7 protein-coding genes are annotated in these 7,532 nt (G+C 77.3%); 5 read left to right on the top strand and 2 right to left on the bottom strand.

Translation table 11 applies throughout. From position 1 onward, the window contains the following. Positions 1 to 83 precede the first annotated feature (83 nt). Genes ACH4FX_RS26955 through ACH4FX_RS26965 form a run of 3 tightly spaced genes read left to right on the top strand, consistent with a single transcriptional unit; the run spans position 84 to position 4,070 of the window. Positions 84 to 596 carry a hypothetical protein gene (locus tag ACH4FX_RS26955; RefSeq protein WP_398483113.1) on the top strand — a complete coding sequence of 171 codons (513 nt, stop codon included), beginning with the start codon at positions 84 to 86 and terminating at the stop codon, positions 594 to 596. Continuing rightward, positions 593 to 3,316, top strand: a complete 2,724-nt coding sequence (locus tag ACH4FX_RS26960) for an ATP-binding cassette domain-containing protein (protein WP_398483115.1) — start codon at positions 593 to 595, stop codon at positions 3,314 to 3,316. The genes ACH4FX_RS26955 and ACH4FX_RS26960 overlap by 4 nt, the downstream gene beginning before the upstream one ends. Positions 3,317 to 3,371: 55 nt before the next feature. Next, positions 3,372 to 4,070, top strand: a complete 699-nt coding sequence (locus ACH4FX_RS26965) for an ATP-binding cassette domain-containing protein (protein ID WP_398483117.1) — start codon at positions 3,372 to 3,374, stop codon at positions 4,068 to 4,070. On the opposite strand, the gene ACH4FX_RS26970 is transcribed toward ACH4FX_RS26965, so the two are convergent. Beyond that, complete coding sequence (locus ACH4FX_RS26970; protein ID WP_398483119.1) at positions 4,056 to 4,505, bottom strand: transglycosylase family protein; 450 nt, start codon at positions 4,503 to 4,505, stop codon at positions 4,056 to 4,058. The genes ACH4FX_RS26965 and ACH4FX_RS26970 overlap by 15 nt on opposite strands. Before the next feature lie 170 nt (positions 4,506 to 4,675). Beyond that, positions 4,676 to 5,341 carry a transglycosylase family protein gene (locus ACH4FX_RS26975; protein WP_398483121.1) on the bottom strand — a complete coding sequence of 222 codons (666 nt, stop codon included), beginning with the start codon at positions 5,339 to 5,341 and terminating at the stop codon, positions 4,676 to 4,678. 587 nt (positions 5,342 to 5,928) lie between these two features. Between ACH4FX_RS26975 and ACH4FX_RS26980 the strand changes: the two genes are divergently transcribed. Next, positions 5,929 to 6,747, top strand: coding sequence for a hypothetical protein (locus tag ACH4FX_RS26980; RefSeq protein ID WP_398483123.1), 819 nt, complete (start codon positions 5,929 to 5,931; stop codon positions 6,745 to 6,747). Between the two features lie 232 nt (positions 6,748 to 6,979). Next, entirely contained in the window at positions 6,980 to 7,378 is a 399-nt protein-coding gene (locus ACH4FX_RS26985) for a hypothetical protein (protein ID WP_398483125.1), read from the top strand. The last annotated feature ends 154 nt before the right edge of the window (positions 7,379 to 7,532 follow it).

The following is a 7,532-nucleotide window of genomic DNA, read 5'->3' on the forward strand; positions in this document are numbered from 1 at the left end:
GGAGCCGGTCTGGCACAAGCCTTCTGAGGTGCGGTCCCACAGGGCATAGTGCAGCTATTCGCCGGAAGTCGCGAGGGGGCGTGATGCGCAACGCGCGGACACGGTTCGGGGCGCGCCTGGCCCCATGGGGCGGCTGGGCGGCGCTGGCGGGCGGGGCGGTGCTGTGCGCGGTCGGCTGGTACGGCGTCTCCGGCGAGCGGTTCGCCGAACGGCAGATCCCGTTCCTGGCGTCCTGCTCGATCCCGGGCGCCGCGCTGATCGTCGCGGGCGCGGTGCTGGTGGCGCGGGGCGACCAGGGCCTGGCGGCGGCGCGCGTCGAGGAGCTGTACGGGCTGCTCGTCACATACGGCGCCGACGGCACGCCACCACCGGGCGCGGACGGAGCGCCGGCCGCGCGGGAGGCCGGGGCGGACGCGGCGGGCCCGCCGCTCGCCGTACCCGGCGGAACGCTCCTGCACCGGCCCGGCTGCCCGCTCGTCGCGGGCCGCCCGGACGCCCGGCCCCCGGACGGTCCGCCGGAGTCGGCGGCCGCACAGCCGCTGGCGCCCTGTCCCGTCTGTGAGCCGGGCGGCCCGCGCCCCGCCGCGGACCGGTGAGTTCGCTCGCGTACGACCTCACCCTGGCGGGTCTGGCGGTGGGCAGCGCCGCCGCGCTCACCGGCATCGGCCTGATCGTCACCTACCGGGCCACCGGTGTGCTGAACTTCGCGCACGGCGCCGTCGCCATGGTGTGCGCCTACGTCCTGCGGCAGCTGGCGGCCGACTGGCACTGGCCGCTGCCGCTCGCCGCCGCCGTCACCCTCCTCCTCGTCGCGCCGGGCATCGGGCTCGCGCTGGACCGGGCCGTCTTCCGCCCGCTGGCCGTACGCGGCGCCGGACCGGACCGCACCCTGGTCGCCTCGCTCGGCGTCTTCGTCCTCCTGGTCGGCGGGGCGGGCCTGGTGTGGGGGCCGGGAGCGCGCGCCGACGCGCCCGCGCTGCTGCCCGACGACCCGTGGGTGCAGCTCGGCACCGCCGTCACCCTGGCCGCGGGGGTCGCCGCCGTCACCCGCTGGACCCGCTTCGGACGCGAGCTGCGCGCCGTGGTCGACAACCGTCCGCTCGCCGTCCTCAGCGGCATCGACGCCGACCGGGTCGCCGCCGCCGGCTGGGCCTTCGGCTCCTGCACCGCCGGGCTGACCGGCATCCTGCTGGCCCCGCTGCTGCGCCTGGACCCGTACGGGCTGCCGCTGCTGGTGATGGAGGTGATGGCGGTCGCGGTGGCCGCCGGACTGCGCAGCCTGCCGGTGGCGGTGGTCGTGGCCCTGGGGATCGGTGTCGCGCAGAGCCAGCTCACCCGGCTGCACCCGGGTGGCAGCCTGGAGCCCCTGGTGCAGGCCGTCGGCGCCAACCTGTTCGTCGTGGCGCTGCTCGCCGCCGCCCCGGCCCTGCGCGGCCTCGACTCCGCCCGTGCCCTGCCGGACACGCCCGACGGCGGCGCACCGGCCCTGCGCACCGGCCCGCTGCCCGACCACGACGGCCGCGCCTGGCTGGTCTGCGGCATCCTCTTCCTGCTCCCCCTCGGCTTCGCGGGCGGCGACCTGCGCACCGCCGTCCAGGTCCCGGCGCTCGGCGTGGTGCTGCTCTCCCTGGTCGTGGTCACCGGCCGCGGCGGCCAGATCTCGCTGGGGCAGGCCGCGTACGCCGGGCTGGGCGCCCTGTTCACCGCGCTGCTGACGGCCGGCCGCTTTCCCGGTCTGCCCGCCCTCCCAGGGCTGCCCGCCCTCCTGCTGGCCGTACTGCTGACCGCCCCGCTCGGTCTGCTCACCGGCCGCCCCGCGCTGCGCCGGCACGGTCTGGCGACGGCCCTGGCCACCCTCGCCTTCGGCGTCGCGGTCAGCCGGTTCGTCCTCGCCCAGCCGTACGCCACCGCGGGCCTCACCCTCGACCGCCCTGCCGGCTTCACCTCCGACCGTGCGTTCTACGTCCTCGAACTGGTGCTGCTCGGCCTCGCGCTGCTCGCCGTGGCGGCCCTGCGCCGCGGCCGGACCGGGCGCGCGCTGGCCGCCATGCGCGACCACGAGCCGGGGGCGGCCGCCGCCGGTGTGCCCGTGACGGCGCTGAAACTGGCGGCGTTCGTGGTGGGTGCCGCGCTGGCGGCGCTGGGCGGCGGCATGCTCGGCATGGCGCTGCGCACCTTCGACGCCGCGTCCTACGACCCGGTGCGCAGCCTGCTGTGGTTCGCGGCCCTGCTCGTCCTCGGCGCCGACAGCCTGCTGGGCGCGCTCGCCGCCGCGGTGCTGCTCGTCGGCCTGGACGCGGGGGCCGCGGGCGGAGCCGCCGCCGCGGTGATCGGCGTGCTCGCCGTACGCGCCGGCCGGCTCCCGCACGGCCCGTACGCGGCCCTGCGCGGCGCCGCCGCCCGCCTGTCCGCGGCCCCGGAAGCGCGGCTGACTCCCCTGGGCGCGCGGGTACGGGACCGGTTGGCTCGGGTCCATGGGACGCAGGGCCGTGGGCCCCAGGACCACGAATCCCAGGCCCGTACGCCTGGCAGCCGCGCGATGGGGACCCGGGCCGCCTCCGGCCCTCCCGCTCCGGCCGTCCGCGGACCGCGCCCCCGTAGCGCGCCACCGCCCGTGTCCCCCACCCCCTCCGGCCGTCTGACCGCCCGCGCCGTCCGGGCGCGTTACGGCGGGTTCACGGTCCTGGACGGGGTGGACCTGACCGTCGCGCCCGGCCGGATCACCGCGCTCATCGGGCCCAACGGCGCGGGCAAGAGCACCCTGTTCCACTGCCTGTGCGGCACACTGCGCCCCACCGCCGGCCGGGTGCTGCTCGACGGGGCCGACATCACCCGCCGCTCCCCGCACGCGCGGGCCCGCCTCGGGCTGGCCCGGACCTTCCAGCAGCTCGCCGTGTTCGAGGGGCTGAGCGTGGCCGAGAACGTCCGGGTCGGTGCCGAGCGGAGCGGCGTACCGGATCCGGCCGCCGCCACCGGGCGGGCGCTGGATCTGCTGGCCCTAGACGGGCCGCTGCGCACCGCGTCCGTCGCCGGGCTGGACACCGGCACCCTGCGCCGGGTCGAGCTGGCCCGCGCCCTCGCGGGCCGGCCGCGCACCCTGCTGCTGGACGAGCCCGCGGCGGGCCTGGACAGCGCCGAAGTGGCGGCGCTCGCCGACGTGCTGCGCGCGCTGGCCGCCGACGGCACCGCGCTGCTCGTCGTCGAGCACGACCTCGACCTCGTCGCCGGGCTGGCCGACACGGTGTACGCGATGGCGGCGGGCCGGATCGTGGCCTGCGGCCCCGCCCGCAACGTCCTTGTGGAGCCGGGCCGATGAGCGGGCCGACGCCGCCGGGAAGCCGGTCACGGCGGGCCGGGAGCGGGGCACCGGCATGAGTGTCGAGGCCGCCCTGCACGCGGCCCGTGTCCGCTACGGCTCGCTGGAGGTCCTGCACGGCATCGACCTGCTCGTCCCCGCCGCCCGCGTCACGGCGCTTCTGGGGCGCAACGGATCGGGCCGCACCACGGTCCTGCGCGCGCTGGCAGGCACCGTGCCGCTCGCCGCCGGGCGCGTCATGTGGCGCGGCAGGGACGTCACCCGGGTCCCGGCACACGCCCGCGCGCGCCGCGGCCTGGCCCTGGTGCCCGACCGGGGCGCGGTGTTCGGTTCGCTCTCCGTCGGCGAACAGCTCGCACTGGCCGCGCCGGACGGAGCCGTCGGCCCGGCCCTGGACGCCTATCCGCCGCTGCGCGCGCTCCTCGACCGCCGGGCGGGCACGCTGTCCGGCGGCGAGCAGCGGATGCTCGCCGTGGCCCGCGCGCTGCTCGGCCCCGCCCGGCTCCTCCTCTTCGACGAGCCCACGCAGGGCATGTCACCGGACGCCACGGCACGTACGTACGCGCTGCTCGGCGGCGTGGCGGCGGCCGGGCGCACCGTCCTGGTCGCCGAGCAGGCGCTGCCGCCCGGCCTGTGCCGGGCGGCCACCGTCGCGTACGTCCTGCGGCGCGGCAGCGTCGCCTTCAGCGGCGAACCGGCCGAGGCCGCCCGTCTCCCGGGCCCCGGCGGCCCGGGGCCCTCACCCCGGTGGTGACCCGCCGGGCAGCGCGAGGCTCCGCTTGCCGAGCCCGAACCGCTTGGCGCAGTACGGCCAGGCCGACCAGCCCTGGACGCGCAGCACCCGCCGGGCGACGGCGATCTGCTGCTCGCGGGTGGCGAGGTCGGCGCGCGGGGCGAAGGCCAGGCCGCCGTGCTCCTTCCAGGTCGACTGCCGGAACTGGAGTCCGCCGTAGTAGGCGTTGCCGGTGTTCTTGCGCCAGTTGCCGCCGCTCTCGCACTCGGCGATGCAGTTCCACAGTCCCCGGGACAGGGAACAGCCGGCCGGGGACGGCAGCGCCGTGTCCCGCGCCTGCGCGCCGGCGGGCACGCACAGCAGGACGACGGCCGGAACGAGGGACAGGACGGCCGCTCTGCGACGGCCTGCCTTCGCGAGACGCTTGGGCATCAGCGCCCGAAAAGTATGGGACATCGGCTCACGCTATGCGCGGATACGGGCGTGTCGCCCCCGCCGTGCCCCGAACGGCGCGACGCCCCACCCGGTCGGCGGACGGCCGGGTGGGGCGTTCGGCCCAAAGGGACGGGACGGGCGGACCGGTGCCGGCGGTGCCCTGAGCGGACCCCTGGCGGCGGCCCCGCGGCTCAGACGGAGAGCCGCTGCCCCGGGATGATCAGGTTCGGGTTGCCGCCGACGACGCCCCGGTTCGCGGCGTACAGCTGGCGCCAGCCCACGTTGTGCGCGGCGGCGATCGAGCTGAGCGTGTCGCCCTGCCGCACCGTGTACCCGCCGCCGGTGGCGGCCCGCGTCCGGCCGCGGTCGGCGTGCCCGCCGGTCCCGTGCGCCTTCTTGCCCACCTTCGAGCGCACGTCCCGGCGTACGTCCTTGCGCACGTACCGCTCGCCGCCGTCCCGGTACGACCGGTGCGCCTTCGGTGCCTTCGGGGCGCTCCCGTAGGCACCTGCACGGGCGGCGCAGGTGGGCCAGGCCCCCCAGCCCTGGTTGGCCTGCACCCGGGTGGCGACGGCGATCTGCTGGGCGCGGCTGGCCTGGGCGGCGGTCGGCGCGTAGGCCGTGCCGCCGTGCGCACGCCAGGTGCTGGGGGTGAACTGCAGGCCACCCGAGAAGCCGTTGCCGGTGTTGATGTGCCAGTTGCCGCCGCTCTCGCAACGGGCGATGCGGTCCCACACTCCGCCGTCCGCCGCCTGCGCCGGACCGGCGGTGGCGGCCACCAGCGCGAGCGGGGCGATCAGCGCCGCCCCTACCAGCACGGCGGTGTCACGGCGTATGACGCCCTTCGAAAAAGGCATGGAATCCCTCTCCACGGCCCCGGGGTTCCCCAGGTGACGCGGTACGGGCGCGTCCGGCGCCCGTGGACCGCGGCACCCCGCCCGCCGCGGGGTGGTGCCGGTGGTGCTGCGTACGGTGCATCCGGTGCCATGCGGCGCGGCGGTCGTGCCGTGCCGGCTACGGCGTACCGGCCGTGGTGCGGGCCGGTGGTGGAAGCGGACGGCGGGCGTCCCCGGGTGGTGCTCGGTGCACACGGCCGGAGAATGTAGGAAGGCCGGCCCCCCGTTATCAACCACTTCGCCGTCCCGCCTGGCCAGTCGGACGTTACCGGAGGTATCGGCCATTTTCGGCCACCCACTTGATTCGCCGATTTCCGCATTTGTCACCCCGTCGGCCCGGCGATCTGTGACCCAGCTCACCGTCGCGACTTGCGTGCCCCGCGCACCGGATCGCGGGGAGTGAGCGGTTCCGGGCGGCATCTCACGCTGCGCTTCGAACGGTTCGACCGCCTGCCCCGCCGCGCGTGACCCCGGCCACAGATCGCCCGTTGTCCTGGTACGAGCCGGGGACCGCCCGGCAAGCCCGCGCAACGATCGAGGAGCCATCCGTGCCGCGCATGCTCGACGTCAGTGACGACGTTCGCGCCGAGATCGGTGACGAAGAAGCCGACCGCCTGCTGGCCGGTGGCAACGCCCCCGGCAACTACGACTGCACCTCCTGCCGCACCCCCGGCGACAGCGACCAGGAGCGCACCAGCACCGTCCTGTTCGTGGGCGAGGAGACCGCGGTGCTCGCCTTCGCCCACGCGTCGTGCATCCCTTCGCAGGTCGTGCCGGTCTCCGAGGAGCAGCTCCAGGGCGCGGTGCGCTCCATCACCGGCGCGGACGGGGACCAGGCGGCGCCCGCCGGTCCCCCGCCCGCCACCCCCTTCGCCGCCCTCCCGGGCGAGCACCGGCAGGCGACACTCGGTGTCACCTGCGGCCTGGTGCTGGTCGAGGACGACCTGCGGCCCGCGCTGGTCGTCGAGCCGGCCGGGCCCATCGCCCGCCCCGGCTCCACCGAGCCGGGCGACGCGTTCCTCCCGCTGCTCCTGGAGCACGGCTTCGCCCCGGTGACGGACATGTCCGTGCTGCCCGCGGCCAATCCGGGCTGGTCGGTGCTGCTGGCCGCCGGGCGGCTGCACGCCATCCTCCAGCCGTCCGGCGACGGCGCCCAGCCCGTCTCCTGGTGGCAGGCGCACCAGCCGCTGCCCGTCTCGGACGGCTGGCGCACCGCCGCCGCCAAGGCGCAGACCGTCCTGGTGTACGCGGCCCCGGTGGGCGCCGTCGGCCACCAGCCGCGGGAGGACCTGATGCGCGAGGCCATGGAGAAGGCCGCCGCCGAGGGCAAGCTGGTGGCCGCGGCGATGCCGCTGGCGGGCACCTGACGGCAGCCGCCCCGGGCTCCCCGGGCCGCTGCCGGAAGGCGACGTGTCATACGGGCCGTCCCGCGCCGCGCTCACCCGCGGCGGCGCGGGGCGGCCTTCCGGTGTCCGGGGCGGGCCGGTCCCGGCGGGCGCCCGGGGGCGAGCCGGTCGTGAGCCGGTCGCGCGCTCCCGCCGAACAGCCGATTCTTCGCCAAGACCGCATCCCGGGAGCATCCGGGTCGTTGGCACAGACGTGCATGCATACGACCCCTCCTCCCGCGTCCCGTATCCCTACCAGATCCCCGGCATGCGCCCGTCGCACGACGCGACCACGGCGACCATGGCGGCCCCCCACGCCGCCCCCGCCTCGGCCACGCCGATCTACGACGCGCTGTACGCCGAGTACCGCCGCTCCTTCCGGGCGCTGCCGGGGGACCGTACGGGGGAGGAAGGACTGAGCGCCGAGGCGATGCGGAGCATCTGGGGCCGTACCACCACCGCGACCGGCCACCTCCCCTCGGCCGGCCACTGGGAGCCCGTCGCCCGCCAGTCGTTCCACGGCCACCCCCACCACTCCAACGGCCATCTGCGGGGCCACTTCCCCCCGGCCCTCCCGCCGGCCCCCCGCGAATACCGCCCGCACGGTCACTGACCGGCCCGTACGCCCCGGCGCAGCCCCGCGCCCGTACGCGAGAACGGTGGCGGGGGGGGCCCGCCCGGGCCCCCCCCCCCCCGGGGGGGGGGCGGGGCGGGGGCTGCGGCGCCGACGTCGTCGTGCTGCGCGTCGCGCGCCCCCGGCCGGCGTC

Origin of the sequence: Streptomyces sp. NPDC018019, assembly GCF_044327805.1 — a bacterium.
GTDB lineage: Bacteria > Actinomycetota > Actinomycetes > Streptomycetales > Streptomycetaceae > Streptomyces.

Excerpts from the sequence above, each read along its gene's own strand:
- ACH4FX_RS26955 (WP_398483113.1), top strand. The coding sequence starts at position 84 with ATGCGCAACGCGCGGACACGGTTCGGGGCGCGCCTGGCCCCATGGGGC.
- ACH4FX_RS26965 (WP_398483117.1), top strand. The coding sequence starts at position 3,372 with ATGAGTGTCGAGGCCGCCCTGCACGCGGCCCGTGTCCGCTACGGCTCG.
- ACH4FX_RS26970 (WP_398483119.1), bottom strand. The coding sequence starts at position 4,505 with ATGTCCCATACTTTTCGGGCGCTGATGCCCAAGCGTCTCGCGAAGGCA.
- ACH4FX_RS26975 (WP_398483121.1), bottom strand. The coding sequence starts at position 5,341 with ATGCCTTTTTCGAAGGGCGTCATACGCCGTGACACCGCCGTGCTGGTA.